General features: G+C 72.4%; 20 protein-coding genes. 10 read left to right on the top strand and 10 right to left on the bottom strand.

The window, feature by feature from the left end; all coding sequences use genetic code 11:
* Positions 1-95: 95 nt before the first annotated feature.
* Complete coding sequence (locus OG937_20735) at positions 96-407, bottom strand: SH3 domain-containing protein (GenBank protein ID WUD78828.1); 312 nt, start codon at positions 405-407, stop codon at positions 96-98.
* 179 nt (positions 408-586) lie between these two features.
* Positions 587-907 (bottom strand): SH3 domain-containing protein, encoded by a 321-nt coding sequence (locus OG937_20740; protein WUD73941.1) that lies wholly within the window; start codon positions 905-907, stop codon positions 587-589.
* Positions 908-1,030: 123 nt separating this feature from the next.
* Here OG937_20740 and OG937_20745 point away from each other — a divergent pair, with 123 nt between their 5' ends.
* Positions 1,031-3,226, top strand: coding sequence for a serine/threonine-protein kinase (locus OG937_20745; protein ID WUD73942.1), 2,196 nt, complete (start codon positions 1,031-1,033; stop codon positions 3,224-3,226).
* A gap of 54 nt (positions 3,227-3,280) precedes the next feature.
* On the opposite strand, the gene ilvD is transcribed toward OG937_20745, so the two are convergent.
* The 4 genes from ilvD to OG937_20765 form a co-directional block, all read right to left on the bottom strand.
* Positions 3,281-5,134, bottom strand: coding sequence for a dihydroxy-acid dehydratase (gene ilvD / locus OG937_20750; GenBank protein WUD73943.1), 1,854 nt, complete (start codon positions 5,132-5,134; stop codon positions 3,281-3,283).
* Positions 5,135-5,329: 195 nt separating this feature from the next.
* Positions 5,330-5,962 carry a TetR family transcriptional regulator gene (locus tag OG937_20755; GenBank protein WUD73944.1) on the bottom strand — a complete coding sequence of 211 codons (633 nt, stop codon included), beginning with the start codon at positions 5,960-5,962 and terminating at the stop codon, positions 5,330-5,332.
* Positions 5,962-6,765 (bottom strand): sugar phosphate isomerase/epimerase, encoded by an 804-nt coding sequence (locus OG937_20760; GenBank protein ID WUD78829.1) that lies wholly within the window; start codon positions 6,763-6,765, stop codon positions 5,962-5,964. The genes OG937_20755 and OG937_20760 overlap by 1 nt, the downstream gene beginning before the upstream one ends.
* Positions 6,766-6,922: 157 nt before the next feature.
* Positions 6,923-7,861, bottom strand: coding sequence for a Ppx/GppA family phosphatase (locus OG937_20765; GenBank protein WUD73945.1), 939 nt, complete (start codon positions 7,859-7,861; stop codon positions 6,923-6,925).
* A gap of 101 nt (positions 7,862-7,962) precedes the next feature.
* On the opposite strand from OG937_20765, the gene OG937_20770 reads away from it, so the two are divergent.
* On the top strand, positions 7,963-8,802 hold the full coding sequence (locus OG937_20770; GenBank protein WUD73946.1) for a hypothetical protein: 840 nt from the start codon (positions 7,963-7,965) through the stop codon (positions 8,800-8,802).
* Here OG937_20770 and OG937_20775 read toward each other — a convergent pair.
* Complete coding sequence (locus tag OG937_20775) at positions 8,799-10,478, bottom strand: sigma-70 family RNA polymerase sigma factor (protein WUD73947.1); 1,680 nt, start codon at positions 10,476-10,478, stop codon at positions 8,799-8,801. The genes OG937_20770 and OG937_20775 overlap by 4 nt on opposite strands.
* Before the next feature lie 215 nt (positions 10,479-10,693).
* Between OG937_20775 and radA the strand changes: the two genes are divergently transcribed.
* Entirely contained in the window at positions 10,694-12,082 is a 1,389-nt protein-coding gene (radA, locus tag OG937_20780; GenBank protein ID WUD73948.1) for a DNA repair protein RadA, read from the top strand.
* Between the two features lie 66 nt (positions 12,083-12,148).
* The gene (gene disA / locus OG937_20785; GenBank protein WUD73949.1) at positions 12,149-13,279 is read left to right on the top strand and encodes a DNA integrity scanning diadenylate cyclase DisA; all 1,131 of its coding nucleotides are present in this window, start codon (positions 12,149-12,151) and stop codon (positions 13,277-13,279) included.
* Positions 13,280-13,336: 57 nt separating this feature from the next.
* On the opposite strand, the gene OG937_20790 is transcribed toward disA, so the two are convergent.
* The gene (locus OG937_20790; protein ID WUD73950.1) at positions 13,337-14,185 is read right to left on the bottom strand and encodes a hypothetical protein; all 849 of its coding nucleotides are present in this window, start codon (positions 14,183-14,185) and stop codon (positions 13,337-13,339) included.
* 162 nt (positions 14,186-14,347) lie between these two features.
* Here OG937_20790 and OG937_20795 point away from each other — a divergent pair, with 162 nt between their 5' ends.
* The 5 genes from OG937_20795 to OG937_20815 all read left to right on the top strand — a co-directional run bounded on the left by OG937_20795 (position 14,348) and on the right by OG937_20815 (position 18,595).
* On the top strand, positions 14,348-15,235 hold the full coding sequence (locus OG937_20795) for an A/G-specific adenine glycosylase (GenBank protein WUD73951.1): 888 nt from the start codon (positions 14,348-14,350) through the stop codon (positions 15,233-15,235).
* 143 nt (positions 15,236-15,378) lie between these two features.
* Positions 15,379-15,948, top strand: a complete 570-nt coding sequence (locus tag OG937_20800) for a SigE family RNA polymerase sigma factor (protein ID WUD73952.1) — start codon at positions 15,379-15,381, stop codon at positions 15,946-15,948.
* Positions 15,933-16,637 carry a hypothetical protein gene (locus OG937_20805; protein ID WUD73953.1) on the top strand — a complete coding sequence of 235 codons (705 nt, stop codon included), beginning with the start codon at positions 15,933-15,935 and terminating at the stop codon, positions 16,635-16,637. Before OG937_20800 ends, OG937_20805 begins: the two co-directional genes overlap by 16 nt.
* Positions 16,630-17,313: a response regulator transcription factor gene (locus OG937_20810; protein WUD73954.1), complete on the top strand. Its 684-nt coding sequence runs from the start codon at positions 16,630-16,632 to the stop codon at positions 17,311-17,313. The genes OG937_20805 and OG937_20810 overlap by 8 nt, the downstream gene beginning before the upstream one ends.
* 49 nt (positions 17,314-17,362) lie before the next feature.
* A complete protein-coding gene (locus tag OG937_20815; protein ID WUD78830.1) occupies positions 17,363-18,595 on the top strand; it encodes a HAMP domain-containing histidine kinase in 1,233 nt (410 codons plus the stop codon).
* A 132-nt stretch (positions 18,596-18,727) separates the two neighbouring features.
* Here the strand turns inward: OG937_20815 and OG937_20820 are convergent, their stop codons facing one another.
* On the bottom strand, positions 18,728-20,272 hold the full coding sequence (locus OG937_20820; GenBank protein WUD73955.1) for an MFS transporter: 1,545 nt from the start codon (positions 20,270-20,272) through the stop codon (positions 18,728-18,730).
* A gap of 124 nt (positions 20,273-20,396) precedes the next feature.
* Here OG937_20820 and OG937_20825 point away from each other — a divergent pair, with 124 nt between their 5' ends.
* The gene (locus OG937_20825; protein ID WUD73956.1) at positions 20,397-20,981 is read left to right on the top strand and encodes a TetR/AcrR family transcriptional regulator; all 585 of its coding nucleotides are present in this window, start codon (positions 20,397-20,399) and stop codon (positions 20,979-20,981) included.
* Here the strand turns inward: OG937_20825 and OG937_20830 are convergent.
* Positions 20,963-21,676, bottom strand: a complete 714-nt coding sequence (locus tag OG937_20830) for a M23 family metallopeptidase (GenBank protein ID WUD73957.1) — start codon at positions 21,674-21,676, stop codon at positions 20,963-20,965. The two genes, OG937_20825 and OG937_20830, sit on opposite strands and share 19 nt — an antisense overlap.
* Positions 21,677-21,925 lie beyond the last annotated feature (249 nt).

Below are 21,925 nucleotides of genomic sequence, written 5' to 3' on the forward strand. Positions count from 1 at the left end.
CCCCGGTCAACGCCGCCGCGCCGGAGACGAGTAACGCGCGTCTGCTCTTGCCCTCGCTCAACGTGCCCTCCTGATGGATGAAGAACCGCGGACGGTCATCCGCAGCGTCCCGCGATGTACCCGTCACTACCGGTGTGCACATAGGTGTCGGAGACGTACTGGCCGGGGGCGATCCGGTCCCAGATGTTCGACGTGCCGTAATAGCCGCTGACCGTCTCACCCGGGGTCTGGCAGATGATCGGCACCTTGACGTCGTAGGGCAGCACCTTGACGATCTGATAGCCCGTCCCGGGGCCGATACGGACGTTGAGCCGTACGTCGGGAGCGACCGGGTAGTACACGAGATCAGCGGACGCCGCGGTCGCTTCGGCGGCACCCCCGAGCACCACCAAAACGGCGCCGGCCATCCCGGCCGCCAGCACCACGCGCCTGTTCTTGCCCTTGCTCTTGCTCAACGCGTTCCTCCCGTGGGATGGGCCACTTGTGGACGCACACGCCGAGGGCTCTCCGGCAAGCCACGGAGCCCGGCGGGTGGATGGAGCTGAGCTGTGATGAACCGCGACCGTTCCCGGCCGACGGTCTCACGTCAGACGCAGCGTCCGGCGACGTACCCGTCGCTGCCGGTGTGCACGTAGGCATCGGAAACGTACTGGCCAGGGGCGATCCGGTCCCAGATGTTCGAGGTCCCGTAGTAGCCGTTGACCGTCGTGCCCGGGGTCTGGCAGAAGATCGGCACCTTGGCGTCGTACGGCAGGATCCTGACGAGCTGGTAGCTGGTGCCCGGACCCGTGCGGACGTTGACCCGGCAACCCGGCGCGACGGAGTAGTACACCAGGGAGACGTCGGCCGCGGCAGCGGTCTTCTCGCTCTGCTCGTGCGCCGGCTCGTCAAGGCTCTTCTCGGCCATTGGCCCTCCCCCGTGAAGATTCACGCTCTGTCAAGTGCAGGCTAGCAATCCGAGCCGTCGCCGTTACGGGGATCGACTAGGCTCACCGAGTTGCGGCTGCGGACGAACACACGGGGGTGGGTCATGCCGCCACTACGGGGACTCGGGACCGACCCGGAAGCGGAACATCCGGAATACGCGGGGCAGTACCGGCTCGAGAGTCGGCTCGGCTCCGGCGGCATGGGCGTGGTGCATCTGTCACGCTCCACGTCGGGCATGCGTCTTGCCGTCAAGGTCGTGCACGAGGAGTTCGCCAAGGACCCTGAGTTCAGGGCGCGTTTTCGACAGGAGGTCGCCGCCGCCCGGCGCGTGAGCGGGGCCTTCACCGCGTCCGTCGTGGACGCCGATCCGGATGCCGGGCGGCCGTGGATGGCCACGCTCTACATACCCGGGCCGACGCTGGCCGAGTTCGTGAAGCGGAACGGGCCGGTCTCGCCGCCCCAGGTGCGCTACCTGATGGCGGGCCTCGCCGAGGCTTTGCGAGACATTCACCGAGTGGGCGTCGTCCACCGCGATCTCAAGCCGAGCAACGTGCTGCTGGCCGCCGACGGCCCGAAGGTGATCGATTTCGGCATCTCGCGCCCCTTGGACAGCGAACTGCGCACCGAGACGGGCAAACTCATCGGGACGCCCCCGTTCATGGCTCCCGAACAGTTCCGGCGTCCACGGTCGGTGGGCCCTGCAGCCGATGTCTTCGCGATGGCCAGCGTCCTGGTGCACGCTGCCACCGGACGCAGCCCTTTCGACTCCGACAGTCCCTACATCGTGGCCTACCAGGTGGTCCACGACGAGCCCGAGCTGACCGGCCTGCCCGCGGACCTGCTCCCGCTCATCAGGCGTTGCCTCGCCAAGGACCCGGATGACCGTCCCACTCCGGACACGCTGATGGCCGAGCTGAGAACGATCTCGGCCTCCTACGACACACAGACCTTCAGTGCCTTCGACGTCGAAGGCATCGACAGCGAAGGCCTCATCCCCCTGCAGCGACGGGCCGCTTCCGGGAAATCACCACGGAGTGCCGAGGAACCACCGTCCGAGCGGAACTCCGGCACCGGGGCGCCCCGGCGTGGGATGAGCCGGATCGCCGCAGTGGCGGCGACGTCGGCATTGCTGATCACCGGAGGTGTCGCCGCGGTCCAGATCCACGGCGGTCCCTTCGGCGAGACCGCCTCCCGTCACGCGGCAAGCACCGCCTCCTCCGTGGATTTCCGGCCCTGGTCCACGGTTCTGCAGGGCGGTACGACGGGGAACGCGTTGGCGGGCTGCACATACGCGACGCATTTCCTGTTCTGCTCCCAGCGAGGGGTGGACGCGGCGAAGATCGACCCGAGCAACGGGCTCCTGCAGTGGTCCGCCCGTGCCAATTCCGGCGTGAACGACGCGCGGAAAACGTCCCACCCTCCCGTCCTCGGCAACGGGGTCCTGCGTGTGGTCACCCGCGGCGAGAACCGTCTCGAAGGTCTGGACCCGGCCGACGGCAAGCTGATCTGGGCGCTCGACATCTCCGCGAACGACGGTGCCTTCTACGACGCCGGCGGTTCCGTGTTGCTCGTGGGGCGGGACGGTACGGTGACCGCCGTCGACGGCCGGACCGGTACGGAGCGGTGGCACAAGAGACTGCGGGGGCATTCCCGGCCGCTCTTCACGATGTTCCCGGGCTCCACGAGCGCGTACGCCACGGAGGTGTCGGGAGACGGCGGGCACACGTTGGTGAGCTCGGTGGATCCGGCCGACGGGAGACTGCTGGTGCAGCACCGGCTCGAGGGGGAACTCCATGCCGTCGGGGCTTCCGCTTCGGCCCTGTACCTCACCTCCTTCGACGCGTACTCGCGTACCGACGCGGTTCTCCGACTCGATCTACGTGACCGCACGGTCCGGCGTATCCCGCTCACCAAACCGCTGGACGCGGCACAGGCGGTGGTCCGCGACGACGTGGTCTACGTGCTGGGGTACGGAGGCACACTGCTGGCCGTCAACGCCGGTGGTGCCGGCGGGCTCAACGCGAAGGCCCAACTGTGGCGGCTGGAGACCTCGGTGAGCGACGGTTCCCAGCCCATGGTCGCGGGAGGCCGGCTGTACCTCTCCTCCAGCGACGGACGGCTGCTCGCCGTCGACACCGAGCGGGGCGTGTTCCTCGGACAGACGAAGCCGCGTCTGGGCGACGGGCCCGGCAACACCGAGGCCCCGCCCTCCCCCGTCGTCGCCGACGGGAAGGTGTTCGCGACCGCGCCCGACGGCAGTGTGTTCGCCGTGGACGCGAAGGACCCCTCCCGCTGGTGATCGTGGGGATCGGCGGAAGGGGTCCCGGGGACGACGACGGGGCCGGGGCCGGGGTCAGCCCTCGAGCTTCGTGACGTCGCGGACGGCGCCCTTGTCGGCGCTGGTGGCCATCGCGGCGTACGCCTTGAGGGCCAGGGAGACCTTGCGGTCGCGGTCCTTGGGGGCGTAGACGCCGCCGAGGGCGGCGCGGCGGGCGGCCAGTTCCTCCTCGGGGACGAGGAGTTCGATGCTGCGGCCGGGGATGTCGATGCGGATGCGGTCGCCGTCCTCGACCAGCGCGATCGTGCCGCCGGACGCCGCCTCGGGGGAGGCGTGGCCGATGGACAGGCCCGAGGTGCCGCCGGAGAAGCGGCCGTCGGTGACGAGGGCGCAGGCCTTGCCGAGGCCGCGGCCCTTGAGGAAGGAGGTGGGGTAGAGCATCTCCTGCATGCCGGGGCCGCCCTTGGGGCCCTCGTAGCGGATGACGACGACGTCGCCCTCCTTGACCTCCTTGCGGAGGATCTTGTCGACGGCCTCCTCCTGGGACTCGCAGACCACGGCCGGGCCCTCGAAGGTCCAGATGGACTCGTCGACGCCGGCGGTCTTCACCACGCTGCCGTCGACGGCGAGGTTGCCGTGGAGCACGGCCAGGCCGCCGTCCTTGGAGTAGGCGTGCTCGGCGGAGCGGATGCAGCCCTCGGCGGCGTCGAGGTCGAGGGCCTCCCAGCGCTCGGACTGGGAGAAGGCCTCGGCGGAGCGGACGCAGCCGGGGGCGGCGTGCCAGAGTTCCTCGGCCTCGGCGGAGGGGGAGCCGCCGCGGACGTCCCAGGTCTTGAGCCAGTCGGCGAGCGACGGCGAGTGGACGGAGTGGACGTCCTCGTTGAGCAGGCCGGCCCGGTGGAGTTCGCCCAGCAGGGCGGGGATGCCGCCGGCCCGGTGCACGTCCTCCATGTAGTACGTGCGGCTCTTCGCGACGTTGGGGGCGACCTTGGCCAGGCACGGCACGCGGCGCGAGACGGCGTCGATGTCGGTGAGGCCGAAGGGGACGTCCGCCTCCTGGGCCGCGGCCAGCAGGTGGAGGATCGTGTTGGTGGAGCCGCCCATGGCGATGTCGAGGGCCATGGCGTTCTCGAAGGCCTCGAAGGTGGCGATCGAGCGCGGCAGCACGGACTCGTCGTCCTGCTCGTAGTAGCGCCGGGTGATGTCCACGACCGTGCGGCCGGCGTCCTCGTACAGCGCCTTGCGGGCGGTGTGGGTGGCCAGGACCGAGCCGTTGCCGGGCAGCGACAGGCCCATCGCCTCGGTGAGGCAGTTCATCGAGTTGGCGGTGAACATGCCGGAACACGAGCCGCAGGTGGGGCAGGCGTTCTCCTCGATGCGGAGGATGTCCTCGTCGGAGATCTTGTCGTTGACGGCGTCGGCGATCGCGTCGATCAGGTCGAGGGTGCGCACCGTGCCGTCGACGAGGGTGGCGCGGCCGGCCTCCATGGGGCCGCCGGAGACGAAGACGGTGGGGATGTTGAGGCGCAGGGCGGCCATCAGCATGCCCGGGGTGATCTTGTCGCAGTTGGAGATGCAGATCAGCGCGTCGGCGCAGTGCGCCTCGACCATGTACTCGACGGAGTCGGCGATCAGGTCGCGGGAGGGCAGCGAGTAGAGCATGCCGCCGTGGCCCATGGCGATGCCGTCGTCGACGGCGATCGTGTTGAACTCGCGCGGCACGGCGCCCGCGGCCTTGATCGCCTCGCTGACGATGCGGCCGACGGGCTGCAGGTGGGTGTGCCCGGGCACGAACTCCGTGAAGCTGTTGGCCACCGCGATGATCGGCTTGCCGATGTCCTCGCTCGCTACGCCCGAAGCGCGCATGAGGGCGCGGGCGCCCGCCATGTTGCGGCCGTGGGTGACTGTGCGGGACCTCAGCTCGGGCACGGGGACCACTCCCTACGTTTCCATCTCGGAGCCTTCGAGCGTACGCCCCCGGTCGTGGTACGCGGCGGTGTGTCCGTATTGCGGACGGCGAGTCCACGGTGTGGATGGCGATCCGGTACCGGACACGACGGGTCCGCAGCGGGCCGGCGACGGGGCGCTCTCCCCCATTGTCGACCCGTTTGCCATGCGGCCGGCTCATCCCGTGACGGGCCCCGGATCGGTCAGGTAGCGCTGGAGGGTCGGCGCGATGAGGGCGATGACGTCCTCCATGTCGGCCGACGCCAGCGGCTCGATCTTGATGACGTAGCGCATCATCACGATGCCGATCATCTGGGCGCCCGCGAGTTCCGCGCGGAGCCGGGGGTCGGGGACCTTCAGCTCCGACGCGACGCGCTCCAGCAGCCGCCGCAGGACGATGCCGCGCAGCACGCCCGCGGCGGTGTCGTTGGTCACGGCGGAGCGGACGATCGCCAGCATGGGGGCCCGGGAGACCGGGTTCTCCCAGATGGCGACGAAGAAGCGGGCCAGCCGCTCGCCGACGCCCTCGGGACCGGTCGCGAGGACGTCGGGGACGCCGAAGGCGGCCTCGAAGCTCAACTCGATGGAGGCGGCGAAGACCTGCTCCTTCGCCCCGAAGTAGTGGTGCACCAGCGCCGGGTCCACGCCCGCGGACTTGGCGATGGAGCGGATCGAGGTCTTGTCGTAGCCGCGGGCGGAGAACTCCTGCCGGGCCGCGGCGAGGATCAGCTCGCGGGTCTCGGCGGTGCCCGAGCGGCTCCCGGCGGGGCGGCCGCGGCCGCGCCTGCCGGTCCCGTCCTGCGGAGCCATCAGCGCACCCGCGCGGCCGCGGCGAGGTGCAGCCGGGTGAAGGCCAGCGCCTCGGCGAGGTCCGCCTCGCGCTCGGCGGCCGACATCGCGCGCCGGGTGTTCACCTCGATCACCACATGGCCGTCGAAGCCCCGCGAGGCCAGGCCCTCCAGCACCTCCGCGCAGGGCTGGTTGCCGCGTCCGGGCACCAGGTGCTCGTCCTTGCCGGAGCCGCTGCCGTCGGCCAGGTGGACGTGACCGAGCCGGTCGCCCATGCGGTCGAGCATCTCCAGCGTCCCGGTCCTGGCCGTGGAGGTGTGCGACAGGTCGATGGTGAAGTGCCGGTAGTCGTCCTTGGTGGGGTCCCAGTCGGGGGCGTACGCGAGCATCTCCCGGTCGCGGTAGCGCCACGGGTACATGTTCTCGACGGCGAACCGGACGTCGGTCTCGTTCGCCATCCGCCAGATGCCGGCGACGAACTCCCGCGCGTAGCTGCGCTGCCAGCGGAACGGCGGGTGGACGACCACGGTCGAGGCGCCCAGCTTCTCCGCCGCCGTCTGGGCCCGCTGCAGCTTCACCCAGGGGTCGGTCGACCACACCCGCTGGGTGATCAGCAGGCAGGGCGCGTGCACCGCCAGGATCGGGATGCCGTGGTAGTCCGACAGACGGCGCAGCGCCTCGATGTCCTGGCTGACCGGGTCGGTCCACACCATCACCTCGACGCCGTCGTAGCCCAGCCGGGCCGCGATCTCGAAGGCCGTCGCCGTGGACTCGGGGTAGACCGAGGCCGTGGACAGCGCGACCTTCGCGTCCGGTACGCGCACGGTGTGTCCGTTCGGGTCCACAGGGTCAGGGGCTGCCACGGGGAACAGCGTACGGCGGCCGGTCGGCCCGACGGCACATCGCACCCGGCCGACGTGACGCGATCGACACGCGGGGCGGCGCGGCGCCCGCACGGCGGCGGTACGCCGTGCGCCGCGCTCAGCCCCGGTCGCTCGTCATCAGGTCGAGGCGCCGCAGGATGACGCCCTCGCGCAGCGCCCACGGGCAGACCTCCAGCTCGGTGACCCCGAACAGGTCCATCGCCGCGTCCGCGACCAGCGCCCCGGCCAGCAGCTGGCGGGCCCGGCCCTCCGACACGCCCGGGAGGTCCCGGCGGGCGCCCTCCGTCATGGCGGCCAGCCGCGGCACCCACTCCGCCAGCGCCTTGCGGCTCAGCGTGCGCTGCACGTACAGGCCCTCGGCGGAGCGGGCCGCGCCCGCGATCCGGGCCAGTTGCTTGAAGGTCTTGGAGGTGCCCACCACGTGGTCGGGCCCGCCGAGCCTGCTGAACTCCGCCACGGTGCGGGCGATCTCGGCGCGCACGTGCTTGCGCAGGCCGCGCACGTCGTCGGAGGTGGGCGGGTCGCCGGGGAGCCAGCCGCTGGTGAGCCGGCCGGCGCCGAGCGGCAGGGAGACCGCGGCGTCCGGGTCCTCGTCCATGCCGTACGCGACCTCCAGGGAGCCGCCGCCGATGTCCAGCATGAGCAGCCGGCCGGCGGACCAGCCGAACCAGCGGCGGGCGGCGAGGAAGGTGAGCCGCGCCTCGTCCTCCCCGGACAGCACGGTCAGGGCGACCCCGGTCTCGGCGGCGACCCGGGCGAGCACCTGCTCGCCGTTGGCGGCCTCGCGCACCGCGCTGGTGGCGAACGGCAGGACGTCCTCGACGCCCTTGTCCTCGGCGACGACCAGGGCCTCGGCGACCTGGGCGACCAGCCGCCGCACGCCGTCCTCGCGGATCGCGCCGTCCTCGTCCAGCAGCTCCGCCAGCCGCAGCTCCGCCTTGTGGGAGTAGGCGGGGAGCGGACGCGCGCCGGGGTGCGCGTCCATGACCAGAAGGTGGACGGTATTCGAACCCACGTCGAGGACACCGAGTCTCATGCCCGGAACGCTACTGCGCCGCGCCTTGACCGGGGACATGCGGGGTATGGGCACATGCGCGGGTGACCACTGGAGGAGCTTCACATGCTTACCCTGACATCGTGGCGAAGGTGAAAAAGGCGACGAAGCGGCAGCATCACCCGGACGTGTCGGACGAGGTCGGGCTCGATTTCCCGCGCGCGTGGGTCGAGTTCCCCGATCCGGCGGACGAGGAACAGGTCTTCCGGTGCGACCTGACGTGGCTCACCTCACGGTGGAACTGCGTCTTCGGCCGCGGCTGCGAGGGCATCCAGGCGGGCCGGGCGGACGACGGCTGCTGCACCCTCGGCGCGCACTTCTCGGACGACGACGACGAGAAGCGCGTCGCGCGGCACGTGGAGCGGCTCACCCCGGAGCTGTGGCAGTTCCACCCGGTCGGCGAGGAGGGCGGCTGGGCCGAGGTCAACGAGGACGGCGACCGGCAGACCCGGCGGCACCAGGGCGCCTGCATCTTCCTCAACCGCCCCGGCTTCCCCGCGGGCGCCGGCTGCGCGCTGCACACGCTCGCGCTCAAGGAGGGCCGCGAGCCGCTGGAGACCAAGCCGGACGTGTGCTGGCAGCTGCCGATCCGGCGGACGTACGACTGGGTGGACCGGCCCGACGACACGCGCGTGCTGATGATCTCGATCGGCGAGTACGACCGGCGCGGCTGGGGCCCCGGCGGTCACGACCTGCACTGGTGGTGCACGGGCGCGCGGTCCGCGCACGGCGCGGGCGAACCGGTGTACGTCTCGTACCGGGCGGAGCTCACGGAGCTGATGGGACCGCAGGGCTACGACCGGCTCGTCGAGCTGTGCGAGCAGCGGCTCGCCTCCCTGCTGCCGATGGCGCCGCACCCCGCGGACCCGGTGCCGGGCTCCCGCGGTGAGGATCAGGGGCAGGACGAGGGCGAGGACGCCTAGTCGTCGCCCTGGTCGTCCCCCTCGGCGGAGGACGGGGAGGCCGAGGGGCTCTGGCTCGGCGGGTCGCTCGGTGACGGGTCGGGGGCGGACGGGGTCGGAGAGGGGTCGGGGGAAGGCGACTGCCTCCCCCTCCCCTCGATCGTGACGACCGCGCCCGACGGGTCGAACCAGATCCGTGCCGTCCACGGCCCCACGGGCTCCCGCGAGCGGTCCACGGAGACCGTCAGCGTCATGCTCTCCCCGGGTCGCAGCCTGCCGTGGCTCCGGCTCAGCCGCAGCCACGGCTCGGAGGTGGCCGCACTCCAGCGGACCGGCGCCGCACCCTCGGCGGTGAGGGTGACGACGGTGACATGACCGCGCGAGCGGGCCTCGACGAGCAGCCGGCCCGGGCGGGGCACCGAGCGGTCGTCGCCGTCCGTGGCGTCGCCCGGCGGCGAGGCGGAGCCCCGGGCGCCGGCCGAGGCGGAGGCGGCGGCGGACGCCGAGGGGGCGGCTGACACGACGGAGACCGACAGACGGCCCTGGCCGCCGCGCGTGGAACGCCCGCGCGCGTCGGCCGCGCCCGCGACACCGGCCTTCTCGTACTGCACGCCGTCGAGGCCCTCGCCGGCGCTGAAGGAACCTTCCCCCTTGTGCTCGGGCGCCAGCGGCGCCCCGTGGTACGCCGCCCACAGCGCCAGCACCGGTGCCGCGACGACGGCCGCGACCACCGTGGAGGTCACCGCGCGGTGCCGCATCCGGGCCCGCCGCGCCATCCGCTCCTTCAGGTCCATCGGGAAGCCGCGCCGGTCGAAGCGCGGGGTGCCCTGGCGGGCGCGCCCGACGCCGCCCCGCATGGCGTGCAGCAAGGCGGCGTACGCGGCGGAGCGGGGGGCCTCGACCGTCGACAGCACGGCCGTCGCGGCGGTGGTGGCCAGGCCCGGCCACGGTCCCGTCGCCACGGCGCGCTCGGCCGTGACCCGGCAGTGCGCGCACACGTCGACGTGGGTCACCAGCTCGCGGCGGAGCGCCGAGCCCAGCAGCACCCGGGCGTCACCGGCGAGGCGGGCGACCGCCGCGCAGTTGCCGAGCTCGACCACGGCGAGCGCCGCCCGGGTGCGCTCCACCTCGCAGGCCGCCTGGGCGAGCAGCGCGCGCGTCGCGTCCGGCTCCCGCCCGACGACCAGGGCCACCTCGTGCGGCGCCAGCTGGTGCCTGACGGCGAGCTCCAGCGCCTCGCGCTGCTCGGGGGTGGTGCCGGCCGCCTCGGGCCAGGCGAGCGCCGCCAGTTCGCCGCGTCTGCGGGCGGCCACGTCCGCCGAGGCCTGCACCGACACCGGCCGCCCCTCGGCCAGGGTGCGCAGGCAGGCCCAGCGGGCCAGCGCGTACAGCCAGGGCCTGCGCAGCTCGGTGTCGCGCAGCCGGGCGCGCTGGCGCTCGGCCACGGCCAGCACGTCGCCGAGGGCGGCGGCGGCGGAGTCGTGCTCGCACAGCACGGAGAGGCAGTAGGTGAACAGCCCGTCCAGGTACGGCTCGTAATGCGCCGGGGGCTGCGCGGGCAGGGTCCCCTGCGGGCGCGGCCGCCGCCGCGCCGGGGACCCCGTGGTCCCCGGCGCGGCGCGGCCACGCTGGACCGGCGCGCGGTGTCGGCGGGGCGCGCCGGTTGTCTGGGAGGGTGTGTCAGACCTGCTGCTCATCACTCCGTGACGGTAGGACCACGACCCGTACACCCTCAGGCATCACGGCGGGCTTTAATCCAAATGGGTGGTGATCCCGCCCGAAAGAGCACACGCCGCTCACCCGGTCGGGTGACCCTCCGGCCGCGTGCGCGAGCCTTTTCCGGAGCGGGACGGCAGGGACCCGCGCCCCGGGCGGTGCGGCGTTGTCGGTGGCACCCGATAGCGTGCGGCACATGGCTGCCCGTACCCGCCCCGCTTCCAAGGACCGTCCGTCGTACCGCTGCACGGAGTGCGGCTGGACGACCGTCAAGTGGCTCGGCCGCTGCGGCGAGTGCCAGGCGTGGGGCACGGTCGAGGAGTACGGCGGCGCGTCGCCGGTGCGCACGACCGCGGCCGGCCGGGTGACGACGCCGGCGAAGCCGATCGGGCAGGTGGACGGCCGCCAGGCCACCGCGCGCGGCACGGGCGTGCCGGAGCTGGACCGGGTCCTGGGCGGCGGGCTGGTGCCCGGGGCCGTGGTGCTGCTCGCGGGGGAGCCGGGCGTCGGCAAGTCGACGCTGCTGCTGGACGTCGCCGCGAAGGCGGCCGGGCCCCAGGCGCGCACGCTCTACGTGACCGGTGAGGAGTCCGCGTCGCAGGTGCGGCTGCGGGCCGACCGCATCGGCGCCCTGTCCGACCACCTCTACCTCGCCGCCGAGACCGACCTGTCGGCGGTGCTGGGGCATCTGGACGACGTCAAGCCCTCGCTGCTGATCCTGGACTCGGTGCAGACGGTCGCCTCCCCCGAGATCGACGGAGCCCCCGGCGGCATGGCCCAGGTCCGCGAGGTGGCGGGCGCGCTGATCCGCGCCTCGAAGGAGCGCGGCATGTCGACGCTGCTCGTCGGCCACGTCACCAAGGACGGCGCGATCGCGGGCCCCCGGCTGCTGGAGCACCTGGTGGACGTGGTGCTGTCCTTCGAGGGCGACCGCCATGCCCGCCTGCGGCTGATCCGGGGCATCAAGAACCGCTACGGCGCCACCGACGAGGTCGGCTGCTTCGAGCTGCACGACGAGGGCATCACGGGCCTGGCCGACCCGTCCGGACTCTTCCTGACCCGGCGCGACGAGCCGGTCCCGGGCACGTGCCTGACCGTCACCCTGGAGGGCAAGCGCCCGCTGGTCGCCGAGGTGCAGGCGCTGACCGTCGACACCCAGATCCCCTCCCCGCGCCGTACGACCTCCGGGCTGGAGAACTCCCGGGTGTCGATGATGCTGGCGGTGCTGGAGCAGCGCGGCCGGATCCGGTCGATCGGCAAGCAGGACATCTACACGGCGACCGTCGGCGGCGTGAAGCTCGGGGAGCCGGCCGCCGACCTGGCGGTGGCGCTCGCCCTGGCCAGCGCCGCGATCGACACGCCGCTGCCGAAGAACCTGGTCGCGGTGGGTGAGGTGGGCCTGGCGGGCGAGGTCAGGAGGGTCACCGGGGTGCAGCGCAGGCTCGCCGAGGCGGCCCGGCTGGGCTTCACCCACGCCCTCGTGCCGCCGGACCCGGGGAAGATCCCGTCGGGGATGAAGGTGACGGAGGTGGCGGACATAGGGGACGCCTTGCGCGTCCTGCCCAAGAGGGCCCCACGTCCCTGACCCTTCCGACGGTAAACTTTGCCCTGGTCTCGCCCATCCGGGCATCCGTACGACCGGAGGAGAGCAGTGGCAGCCAACGACCGGGCGTCAGCTCCCGGCAAGGCCTGGAGTCGCGAGGGCTCGGGCGGTGAGGGTCTGATGCGCGCCTCCCTGAGCGCCGTGGCCCCCGGCACCGGCCTTCGGGACGGCCTCGAGCGGGTCCTGCGCGGCAACACCGGCGGCCTCATCGTGCTGGGCATGGACAAGACCGTCGAATCACTGTGCACCGGCGGTTTCGTGCTGGACGTCGAGTTCAGCGCCACCAGGCTGCGCGAGCTGTGCAAGCTCGACGGCGCCCTCATCCTCGACCGGGACATCACCAAGATCGTGCGGGCCGGGGTCCAGCTGGTGCCGGACGCGGCGATCCCCACCGAGGAGACCGGCACCCGCCACCGCACCGCGCAGCGGGTCTCCATCCAGACCGGCTTCCCGGTCGTCTCGGTCAGCCAGTCGATGCGGCTGATCGCCCTGTACGTGGCCGGTCAGCGCCGCGTCCTGGAGGACTCGGCGGCCATCCTCTCCCGCGCCAACCAGGCGCTGGCCACCCTGGAGCGCTACAAGCTGCGCCTGGACGAGGTCGCGGGCACCCTCTCCGCCCTGGAGATCGAGGACCTGGTCACCGTCCGGGACGTCACGGCGGTCGCGCAGCGCCTGGAGATGGTGCGCAGGATCGCCACGGAGATCGCGGAGTACGTGGTCGAGCTGGGCACCGACGGCCGGCTGCTCTCCCTGCAGTTGGACGAGCTGATCGCGGGCGTCGAGCCCGAGCGCGAGCTGGTCGTCCGCGACTACGTGCCGGAGCCGACCGCCAAGCGCAGCCGCACGGTCGCCGAGGCGCTCACCGAACTGGACTCGCTGCCCCAGGGCGAGCTGCTCGAACTCCCCACCGTGGCAAGGGCGCTGGGCTATGCCGGCTCCCCCGAGGCGCTGGACTCCGCGGTCTCGCCGCGCGGTTACCGGCTGCTGGCGAAGGTGCCCCGGCTGCCGAACACGATCGTGGAGCGGCTGGTCGAGCACTTCGGCGGGCTGCAGAAACTGCTCGCCGCCAGTGTGGACGACCTGCAGACGGTCGACGGCGTCGGCGAGGCCCGGGCCCGCTCCGTCCGCGAGGGGCTGTCGCGCCTCGCGGAGTCCTCCATCCTGGAACGCTACGTCTGAGGCCCGGGGGTCCCGCCCCGCGCCGGACGTCCGGGCGTCCTGGCCGCCCCGGACGTCCTAGACGTTCTTCAGGACGAAGGACGTCTGCTTCGCGGAGCGGCCCGGGAGCTTCACCTCGAGCAGGTAGGTGCCGTACGGGGCCGCCCCGCCCTTGGGCGTGGCGCACTGCGGGGAACTCGTCCGGCGGTCCCACTCGACGTCGTACGAGGTCGAGCCGCCCGCCGGGACCTGCAGCAGGTACGAGGCACGGCTCTTGGGGCAGTCGTCGCTGGCCCACACGTGGTGGTCGTTGACGTCGCTGATGGAGAAGACCGCCGAGTCCGGGCCGAAGTCCAGCTTGCAGGCGGTGGCGGAGGGGTTGGTCGCGGTCAGCGTGAACCGGGGCCGCTCACCGGGCTCGTAGGCGTTGTCGGTACTGCGCACGCTCAGCGAGACGCCCGGCCCGCAGTTCGGCAGCGAGGAGCCCGCGGGCAACTGCGCACCGCCGCTGCCGCTCCCACCGCCACTGCCGCCGGAGCCACCCGCGTCCGCGGCGCCCGAGGCACCGGCGTCCGTGCCGCCGTCGGTGGCACCGGAGTCGGCGCCCTGCGAACTGCCGTCCGTGGCGCCGGAGTTGCCGGTGCCGCCGTCCGTGGCGTCACCGCCGTCGTCGCCGCCGGAGCCACCGCCGACCGAGCCGCCCGGGCGGGAGCTGTTGAGCGGACCGCTCGCGGACGGGCCGGGGGTGATGGACGGCGCGGGTGAACGGCCGTCCGGCCCGTTGGCGCTGTTCCCCCCGCCGTCACGGGAGTTGACGGCCCATACGACCAGGACGGTGAGCAGCCCGACCAGGAGCAGCACAACCGCCCGTCGCCGCCAGTAGATGGAGGACGGGAGAGGTCCCACGGGATTGCGCATTGAGCCCACGCGCAAACCTTATGCGGTTTCCCTTGAATCGGACCAAGGCACGCGCGGCACGCTGGCAACTTGTGTGATTGATCAGCAGATCTCCCCTCCGTTCCGGGGAGCTCCCCCACCCGTTCGCGCTGCCCGCCACGGCGGCCCCGGGGACGTAGGATCGGAGGCGCTATGAACGACGACCGCGACCACCAGCAGCTGCACTCCCCCGTGATCGACTGGTTCGACGACAACGCCCGGGACCTGCCGTGGCGCCGTCCCGAAGCGGGCGCCTGGGGCGTCATGGTCAGCGAGTTCATGCTGCAGCAGACCCCGGTCAGCCGGGTCCTGCCGGTGTACGGGCCGTGGCTGGAGCGCTGGCCCACGCCGGGCGCCCTCGCGGCGGAGCCCTCCGGCGAGGCGGTCCGCGCCTGGGGCCGGCTCGGCTATCCGCGCCGGGCGCTGCGACTGCACGCCGCGGCGACCGCGATCGCCCAGCTGCACGCCGGCGAAGTGCCTACGGAGCACTCCGAGTTGCTGGCCCTGCCGGGGGTCGGCGAGTACACGGCCGCCGCGGTGGCCTCCTTCGCGTACGGGCAGCGGCACGCGGTGCTGGACACCAATGTGCGCCGGGTCTTCGCGCGCGCCGTGACCGGTGTGGAGTACCCGCCGAACGCGACGACCGCCGCCGAGCGCCGGATCGCCCACCGGATGCTCCCCGCCGACGAGGCCACCGCCGCCCGCTGGGCCGCGGCCACGATGGAACTGGGCGCCCTGATCTGCACCGCCCGCGGCCCCGAGTGCGTGCGCTGCCCGATCGCCGGGCAGTGCGCCTGGCGGCTGGCCGGCTCCCCCGCGCACGAGGGCCCGCCCCGCCGCGGCCAGACGTACGCCGGTACCGACCGCCAGGTCCGGGGCAGGCTGCTGGCCGTGCTGCGCGAGGGCACGGAGCCGGTGGCGCAGGCCGAGCTGGACGCCGTGTGGCACGAGCCCGTCCAGCGCGCCCGGGCCCTGGACGGCCTGGTCGCCGACGGCCTGGTGGAACCCCTCGAGGACGGTCTGTACCGGCTGCCCGGCTAAGTGCCGCGCACTCCGGACGGCCCTGTCGTTACACAACCGATGGGTGGCTGTGGGTCCGCTGTGCGGCGGTGGTCGCGAAAGCCGTACATCCGCTCCGTAGCGTCGACCGGGTCGTAATCAAGCGCGCCGGACGGAGGGACGCCATGGCGGCGAACGCCCAGGGGACAGCCCAGGTCATGGACTTCGAGGAGTACGTGCGGAACCGGCAGGAGGCCCTGCTGCGCAGCGCGCGCCGGCTCGTCCCCGACCCGATCGACGCCCAGGACCTGGTGCAGACGGCGCTGGCCCGCACCTACCCGCGCTGGGGCGACATCGCCGACAAGAACCTGGCCGACGCCTACATGCGCCGGGTGATGATCAACACCCGTACCGAGTGGTGGCGCGCCCGCCGGCTGGAGGAGGTGCCGACCCCCGAGCTGCCGGAGGGATCCGTGGACGACGGCGCCGACCAGCGGGCCGACCGGGCGATGCTGCTGGACGCGCTCGGCATGCTGGCCCCCAAGCAGCGCCAGGTGGTGCTGCTGCGCCACTACCGGCAGCTCAGCACGGAGGAGACGGCGCACGCGCTGGGCATGTCGGTGGGTACCGTGAAGAGCACGCTGCACCGGGCGCTGGCGCGGCTGCGCGCCGAGCTCGAGCGGCAGAGCAACGGATACGGAAGGCCCGTGGAGCCCGTCACGGGCAGGACGGAGGGCGTGTGCGCCGCAGCGTAGTCCCGGTGGGTACCGCCGCCGCCGCTGTCGCGGTGTGCGGGGCACTCGTCGCCGTGACCAGCTGCCGCGACGCCGGCGGCGTGCGCGAGGAGGGCACCGCCTCGGTCGCCTCCCCGGCCCTGCCGTCCCCCTCGGTGTCGGCGCCGGTCCCGGACGCCCGCACGCTGGACGGCGGGCGGTCGGCGGACCCGCGGGCGGTGGACGCCAAGGCGACCGCGGACGTGGTGCGCCTGGTGAAGCACGACCCGAAGGTGGCCCGGGACATCCGGGACAGCCTGGTGGCCTGCGCCGCGCCGTCCACGGGTGCGGGGACCCGCCCGAAGGCCGCGGAGCAGCCGTACCCGGTGGACCGCCGCTCAGGCCGGCTGACCGGCGGGAACGGCACGGACCTGGTGGTCAACGTCTCGACCTGCGCGGACAGCGTGGGCATCGGGAGCTACGTCTACCGGCGTGTGGACGGCGCGTACGTCAACGTCTTCGCAGACGAGCAACCCCCCGTCTTCGCCGAGATCGGCGACGGCACCCTGAAGGTGACCCACCAGGTGTACGAGCCGCAGGACGCGGTCTCCAACCCCTCGGGCGAGGACGTGACCACGTACCGGTGGAACGGCTCCCGCTTCGAGGAGGTCTCGTTCTCCCACCGCGACTACGAGACGGACGACGACACCGGGAGCGGTCCGCATGGCTGACACGCACGTCCTGTTCGTCGAGGACGACGACGTCATCCGCGAGGCGACGACCCTGGCGCTGGAGCGCGACGGCTTCGACGTGACCGCCGTGCCGGACGGTCTGGCCGGGCTGGAGGCGTTCCGGGCCCGGCAGCCTGACCTGGCGCTGCTGGACGTGATGGTGCCGGGCCTGGACGGGGTGAGCCTGTGCCGGCGCATCCGGGACGAGTCGACGGTGCCGGTGATCATGCTCTCGGCGCGGGCCGACGCGATCGACGTCGTCCTGGGCCTGGAGGCGGGTGCCGACGACTACGTCACCAAGCCCTTCGACGGGGCCGTGCTGACCGCCCGCATGCGGGCGGTGCTGCGGCGCTTCCGGGTGGCCGCGGCGGACGAGCCCCCGGCCGGGGCCGGGGTGCTGACCTTCGGGGACCTGGAGGTGGACCCGGAGGGGATGGAGGTGCGGCGCGCCGGTGACCGGCTGGCGCTGACGCCCACGGAGATGCGGCTGCTGCTGGAGTTCTCGGCGGCGCCGGGGACGGTGCTGTCCCGGGACCGGCTGCTGGAGCGGGTCTGGGACTACGAGTGGGGCGGCGACACCCGGGTGGTGGACGTCCATGTGCAGCGGCTGCGGGCGAAGATCGGGCAGGAGCGCATCGAGACGGTGCGCGGCTTCGGCTACAAGCTCAGGGGCTGACGCGGTGACCGCGCGTCCCGGGGGCCCCGCGGCGAGGAGGCCCCGTCCGCTGCCGAAGATCGGGCTGCGCTGGAAGGTCTGCGTGGCGATCGCCGTGGTGTCGGCGCTGGTCGCGCTGGTGCTGAGCCTGGTGGTGCACAACGCGGCCCGGGCCAGCATGATCGACAACTCCCGTGACGTGCAGAACGAGCGGGTGCAGTTCGCCCAGCGGATCTACGAGTCCACCGGCCGGCTCACCTTCGACGCCCGGCTGGACGACCCGGACCTGCCCGCGCCGCTGAGGCGGCTGGCCCGGGAGGGCAAGCGGGCCACCTACGTCTCCGACACCGGCGGCGCGCCCGTGGTGTGGGCGGAGACCCCGCTGGCGGACGGCAAGGTCCTGTCCCTCAATTCGGCGTTCACCGACCGCTTCTCGGTCCTGGAGGACCTGGACCAGGCGCTGGTCATCGGCTCGTCGGCGGTCGTCGTGGGCGGCACGGCGCTGGGCGTGCTCATCGGCGGGCAGCTGTCCCGGCGGCTGCGCAAGGCGGCCGAGGCGGCCGGCCGGGTGGCCGACGGGGAGACGAACGTACGGGTGCGCGACGCGATCGGCGGCCGGGTCCGGGACGAGACGGACGAGCTGGCGCGCGCCGTGGACGCCATGGCGGACGTCCTGGCCGGCCGGCTGGAGGCGGAGCGCCGGGTCACCGCGGACATCGCCCACGAGCTGCGCACCCCGGTGACGGGGCTGGTCACCGCGGCCGAGCTGCTGCCGCCGGGCCGCCCCTCCGAGCTGGTCAGGGACCGCTCGCAGGCGCTGCGCACGCTCGTCGAGGACGTCCTGGAGGTCGCCCGGCTGGACGGGGCCGCCGAGCAGGCCGACCTCCAGGACGTGGCGCTCGGCGACTTCGTACGGCGCAGGGTCGCGGCCGCCGCTCCCGAGGCGACCGTGACCGTCCGCGACGACGCCGTCGTCCGCACCGACCCGCGCCGGCTGGAGCGTGTCCTGGGCAACCTGCTGGCGAACGCCGGGCGGCACGGCCGGCCGCCCGTCGAGGTCACCGTCGACGGCCCGTACGTGGAGGTCCGCGACCACGGCCCGGGCTTCCCCCGCGACCTGCTCCGCGACGGCCCGAGCCGCTTCCGCACGGGCAGCAGCGACCGGGCCGGCAGCGGCCACGGCCTGGGACTGACCATCGCCACCGGTCAGACCCGCGTCCTCGGCGCCCGCCTCACCTTCCGCAACGTGCCCGAGGAGGAGGGCGGCGGCGCGGTCGCCCGCTTGCTGCTGCCCCGCGAGTGACGGCGGGCCCGACGCAGCGGTCCCACGCCGTGGGCCGCAGGTTGTCCGCCGAACGGACGATGCTCGCACGCGGGTCGGACGACGACCCCCGTGCGAGCATCGGCAGCGGGTGGGGCGGGGTGGGCCGGAGGCTCAGACGACCTCGACCGCGGCGACCGCTTCCTCGGTGCTGGGCGTGGTCGGCGCCGAGCGCAGCGGGATCTCCTTGACGAAGAAGGCCAGCAGGAAGCCGATGACGCTGACCGCCGCGCCCCACAGGAAGACGTGGTGCGTTCCGCCGGCGACGGCGTGGAGGTAGGCGTCCTTGACGGCCGGGGGCAGCTTGGCCAGACCCGCCGGGTCCAGCTGGGCGGAGCCGGACGCCGCGCCCGCGGCGCCGCCGCCGAGGCGGTCCGTCATGGTGTTCTGCACCTGGTGGGTGAAGATCGCACCGAAGAGGGCGACGCCGAAGGAGCCGCCGATCGTCCGGAAGAGGGTGGAGGACGAGGAGCCGACGCCCATGTCCTTCATCTCGACGCTGTTCTGCGCTATCAGCATCGTGATCTGCATCAGGAAGCCCATGCCCGCGCCGAGCACGGCCATCCACAGGCCGGAGACGAAGCGGGTGGTGCCGGTGTCCATCGTGGACAGCAGGTAGAGGCCGACGGTCATCAGGCCGCCGCCGACGATGGGGAAGATCTTGTACTTGCCGGTCTGGGTGGTGATCCGGCCGGCGATCAGCGAGACGACCATCATCGCCAGCAGCAGCGGCAGCAGCAGGAGGCCGGAGTTGGTCGCGGAGGCGCCCTGGACGGTCTGCTGGTACAGCGGCAGGAAGGTCATCGCGCCGAACATCACGAAGCCGACCAGGAAGCCGATCACCGAGATCAGCGAGAAGTTGCGGCTGTGGAAGATGTGCAGCGGGATGACGGGCTCCGCGACGCGGTTCTCCACGAAGAGGAAGGCCGCCAGCGCGGCCAGGCCGAGCACCAGCAGGCCCAGGATCTGCGGCGAGCCCCACGCGTACTGGTTGCCGCCCCAGGTGGTGAGCAGGACCAGCGAGGTGATGCTGACGGTGAGCAGCACCGTGCCGAGGTAGTCGATGCTGGTCTTGATCTGCTTCTTCGGCAGGTGCAGCACCGCCGAGATCATGAACAGGGCGACCACGCCGAGGGGGAGGTTGATGTAGAAGCTCCAGCGCCAGCCCCAGTTGTCGGTGATGCTGCCACCGACGAGCGGTCCGCCGATCATGGCGACCGCCATGACGCCGGCCATCATGCCCTGGTACTTGCCGCGCTCCCGCGGCGGGATCAGGTCACCGATGATCGCCATCACACCGACGATCAGACCGCCGGCGCCCAGGCCCTGCACGGCGCGGAAGGCGATCAGCTGGCCCATGTCCTGCGCCATGCCGGACAGCGCCGATCCGATCAGGAAGATCACGATCGACGACATGAAGATGCCCTTGCGGCCGTACAGGTCGCCGAGCTTGCCCCAGACGGGCGTCGATGCGGCGGTGGCCAGCGTGTACGCGGTGACCACCCACGAAAGGTGCTCCAGGCCGCCCAGCTCGCCCACGATGGTGGGCATCGCGGTGCCGATGATCATGTTGTCCAGCATCGCGAGCAACATCGCGATCATGAGCCCGAACAACACCACGCGCACGCTGCGCTGCGGGGTGTCGGCGGTGTCCGCCATCACAAGCTCCCCTACTTGTTTCCTGCTTGTCTTCGGTTGCTTACCTGCCGCCCGGCTAGTTGCCTGGGGCACCCTGACAGTATGCGGCTTACTAGCCGGGCGTCAAGTAAGTTAAAGTTCGCCCATGGCAACGCCCCACGCACGCAGAGGTGATACGCGACGCCGCATCCAGGACGTCGCGCTGCAACTCTTCGCCGAGCAGGGATACGAGAAGACGTCCCTGCGCGAGATCGCCGAGCACCTGGACGTGACCAAAGCGGCGTTGTACTACCACTTCAGGACCAAGGAGGACATCCTCAACAGCATCGTCGAGGACCTCGCCTCACCGGTCGACGAGCTGATCGCCTGGGCCACGGAGCAGCCGCGCACCCTGGAGACCAAGTGCGAGGTGCTGCGCCGCTACGCGGACGCGCTGTGGAGCGCCGGACCGCTGTTCCGCTTCGTCCAGGAGAACCAGGCCACCGTCCGCGACCTGAGCATCGGCGAGACCTTCAAGACCAAGCTGCTCGCCGTCCACTCCCTGCTCAAGGACCCGGACGCGCCGCTGACCGACCAGGTGCGCTCGATCACCGCGGTCTTCGCGATGCACGCGGGGATGTTCGCCATGCAGAACCTCGAGGGCGACCCCGAGGAGAAGCGTGCCGCCGTCCTCGAGGTCGCCCAGGAACTGATCGCCCAGACCTACCGGGGTCAGACCGACACGCCGTGAGCCCGCAGGTAGGGCAGCGGGTTCACGGACGAGCCGTAGTACGGGGTCTTGCGGATCTCGAAGTGCAGGTGGGGGCCGGTGCTGTTGCCGGTGTTGCCGGACAGCGCGATCTGCTGGCCCTGGCCGACGTGCTGGCCGATGCGCACCTGCATCTTCGACAGGTGGCCGTACTGCGAGTACATGCCGTTGGCGTGGCGGATCACGATGTTGTTGCCGTAGGCGCCGCCCCAGCCCGCCTCGACCACGGTGCCGGCGCTCACGGCGTGGACGTTGGTGCCGATCGGCACGGCGAAGTCCTGGCCGGAGTGCTTGTGGGCCCAGCGGGCGCCGTTCTGCATGTAACCGGCGGACAGCGCGTACTTCTTGACCGGGACCGACCAGGCGCTGTTGCTGCGGCTCTGCTGCTGCGGGGCGCTCTTCGCGGACTGCGCCACGTGGTTCCGGTGCTTCCAGTGCAGCTCGGCGCGCGCGTGACGGTCGGCCTTCACGGCCTGCGCGGCACGCTGCTGCACGTCGGCCTGCGCCCGGGTGACGTCCGCCAGCTTCCCGGCCGCGCCGAGGCCCAGCAGGCTCCCGTCCTGCGTCTCCGCCATGGCCGTCCCAGCCGCACCGAGTGCCAGCGAGGCGCAGACGCCGGCGGTGACGACGGTGCGACGGCCGCGGAAGACGGAGTTCGAGATCTTGGGCATGCGCATTCGGAATTACCTCGCGGAAATAGCCGGACAAGAACATTGCGACGCGTTCGCCGCGATCCCTTGGTAACCCGACATTCCGGCCCCGGACAAACCCCCCCGATTACTACCGTCTTTCGTAGGATTCACCGTCCGCGCCCCGCTTCCCCGCCTGCGGCAAGAGCCCTGTCCCCTATGGTGATTCGTACGTGGCCCAGGTCACGTGGGTCACGTCACCGGCCCAGGGACCAAAGGGAATTGCCCTTCGGGACC

This window comes from Streptomyces sp. NBC_00510, from assembly GCA_036013505.1.
In the GTDB taxonomy this organism is placed as follows: domain Bacteria; phylum Actinomycetota; class Actinomycetes; order Streptomycetales; family Streptomycetaceae; genus Actinacidiphila.

Excerpts from the sequence above, each read along its gene's own strand:
- OG937_20735 (WUD78828.1), bottom strand. The coding sequence starts at position 407 with ATGGCCGGCGCCGTTTTGGTGGTGCTCGGGGGTGCCGCCGAAGCGACC.
- OG937_20740 (WUD73941.1), bottom strand. The coding sequence starts at position 907 with ATGGCCGAGAAGAGCCTTGACGAGCCGGCGCACGAGCAGAGCGAGAAG.
- OG937_20745 (WUD73942.1), top strand. The coding sequence starts at position 1,031 with ATGCCGCCACTACGGGGACTCGGGACCGACCCGGAAGCGGAACATCCG.
- OG937_20755 (WUD73944.1), bottom strand. The coding sequence starts at position 5,962 with ATGGCTCCGCAGGACGGGACCGGCAGGCGCGGCCGCGGCCGCCCCGCC.
- OG937_20765 (WUD73945.1), bottom strand. The coding sequence starts at position 7,861 with ATGAGACTCGGTGTCCTCGACGTGGGTTCGAATACCGTCCACCTTCTG.
- OG937_20775 (WUD73947.1), bottom strand. The coding sequence starts at position 10,478 with ATGAGCAGCAGGTCTGACACACCCTCCCAGACAACCGGCGCGCCCCGC.
- radA (WUD73948.1), top strand. The coding sequence starts at position 10,694 with ATGGCTGCCCGTACCCGCCCCGCTTCCAAGGACCGTCCGTCGTACCGC.
- OG937_20795 (WUD73951.1), top strand. The coding sequence starts at position 14,348 with ATGAACGACGACCGCGACCACCAGCAGCTGCACTCCCCCGTGATCGAC.
- OG937_20800 (WUD73952.1), top strand. The coding sequence starts at position 15,379 with ATGGCGGCGAACGCCCAGGGGACAGCCCAGGTCATGGACTTCGAGGAG.
- OG937_20810 (WUD73954.1), top strand. The coding sequence starts at position 16,630 with ATGGCTGACACGCACGTCCTGTTCGTCGAGGACGACGACGTCATCCGC.
- OG937_20820 (WUD73955.1), bottom strand. The coding sequence starts at position 20,272 with ATGGCGGACACCGCCGACACCCCGCAGCGCAGCGTGCGCGTGGTGTTG.
- OG937_20825 (WUD73956.1), top strand. The coding sequence starts at position 20,397 with ATGGCAACGCCCCACGCACGCAGAGGTGATACGCGACGCCGCATCCAG.
- OG937_20830 (WUD73957.1), bottom strand. The coding sequence starts at position 21,676 with ATGCGCATGCCCAAGATCTCGAACTCCGTCTTCCGCGGCCGTCGCACC.